The sequence below is a fragment of the uncultured Campylobacter sp. genome (assembly GCF_937997535.1).
Taxonomy (GTDB): domain Bacteria; phylum Campylobacterota; class Campylobacteria; order Campylobacterales; family Campylobacteraceae; genus Campylobacter_B.
On sequence record NZ_CALKTT010000074.1, the window covers coordinates 1 to 1,507 of the forward strand.

Consider the following 1,507-nt stretch of genomic DNA (forward strand, 5'->3'; position numbering starts at 1 on the left):
TTGTAAGAGATGAAAAATTTTAATATTTTTAGCGCGCTCATTAACCCTCCGCAGTTTTACATTATTATATCGTAAGTTTGTCCCGCGTATAGTATAAACATTCTAAGAAGTAATACCCCAACCACGCTGGCAAGCGCGCTCGCGTAGAATGCAAACGCAGAGTGAGCGATCTTTTTGCCCAGTGCGAAATTTAAAACGAGCGGTACGCAAAAACCAACGCCTACGACGCCTAGCCAAAAAAGACGCGCGTAAATTCCCTCGCTGAAGGCGACGCTCGCGGCTTTTTGTACGTCGCTGCCCGTTATTAGCGAAACGAAAATCATGCCGATTAGTAAAATTTCCATCGCCAAAACCGGCCATTCGACCGCGTGTAAAGTTTTTAGATCGCCTCCGTGCAGCTCCGCTTTAAAGAAAAGCGCGGCTATCAGGCTAGAGCCTGCGATGCCGGCAGATAGTCCAGATGCCACGAAAAGCGCAGGCAAAACGGCTGTATTAAGGATAGGAAATCTAACTAAAACCGAGATCAAAAAGCCGGTATAGGCGCAGATCGCGACCGCAAAAACAAGCGTAAGCGCAAGAAGTAGCGGGCGAAGTGCGTTTAAAATTTTCATCACAAGCTCGAAAAGGCCTTTTAAAAAGCTAAGATTGTGCGTCAAAAACTCTCTAAGGCAATCTTCAAACGCATAAAGACAAGTTACGAAGCTAAGCGGGATATAGACGCAAAGCGCCGCCACGCCCACGGACATAACCGAGGTAAAGTTATAATTAATCAAAATTTTCCAAAAAAGTAGCGGCCGCTCCAAATCGGCTACGAGGCAAACCATACCGAGCAAGATCGCTACGAAAGATAGCAGCGACGCAGCTTTAAATAGCGGCGTGCTTGCGGTTTGCTTTTTATAAAATTTAACGAGGATCGCGACTACTAAAGCGCCGCCGCTCATACCCGCTAGCAAAAGATAGACCGCGATCGGCCAGCCCCACTCCACGCCGTGCGAGAAGGTCGCAGTGAAATTTATGGCTCCGTTCATATCACACCCCTAGTTTTACCGCAGGAATATAGCGAAGGCTCGGCTTCGTGCCGCACTCAGGATGCATTCGCAGGCTGTCTTTTACGCGAAGTAGCTTGCTGATATGCGAGTTTTCGTCGTTTAGATCGCCAAATACGATCGCCTCGTATCTGCACGCCTCGATGCAGGCAGGCTCGTGACCGTCCTTTAAATTCGTATCCAAGCAGAAGTTGCAGCTCTCTGCGGCTCTTGTTTCGTGATTTATAAAGCGCACGTCGTAAGGACAGGCGACGATGCAGTATTTACAGGCGATGCAGTCGTCGGTATTCATCGTCGTGATGCCGGTTTTTTCGTCCTTATGACAGGCTTTAGTCGGGCAGACGTTCACGCACGGTGCGTCCTCGCACTGCTGACAAGATACTCTGACGTAGCGCTTTTCTTTCAAATTTAGCGGATCGGTTTTATCCTGGATAAAAAGCCTCATTTGGCCTTTTGGGACC

General features: G+C 48.4%; 2 protein-coding genes. Both read right to left on the minus strand.

The annotated features are described in order from the left end of the window. Nucleotides 1-56 precede the first annotated feature (56 nt). The gene (gene nrfD / locus Q0117_RS06835; protein ID WP_297924016.1) at nt 57-1,028 is read right to left on the minus strand and encodes an NrfD/PsrC family molybdoenzyme membrane anchor subunit; all 972 of its coding nucleotides are present in this window, start codon (nt 1,026-1,028) and stop codon (nt 57-59) included. Nucleotide 1,029: 1 nt separating this feature from the next. Further along, nucleotides 1,030-1,507: 4Fe-4S dicluster domain-containing protein (locus tag Q0117_RS06840; RefSeq protein WP_297924018.1), on the minus strand; the 478-nt coding region annotated here is incomplete at its 5' end.

Bases quoted from the DNA above. Each gene is read 5' to 3' on its own strand.
- nrfD (WP_297924016.1), bottom strand. From the start codon at position 1,028: ATGAACGGAGCCATAAATTTCACTGCGACCTTCTCGCACGGCGTGGAG.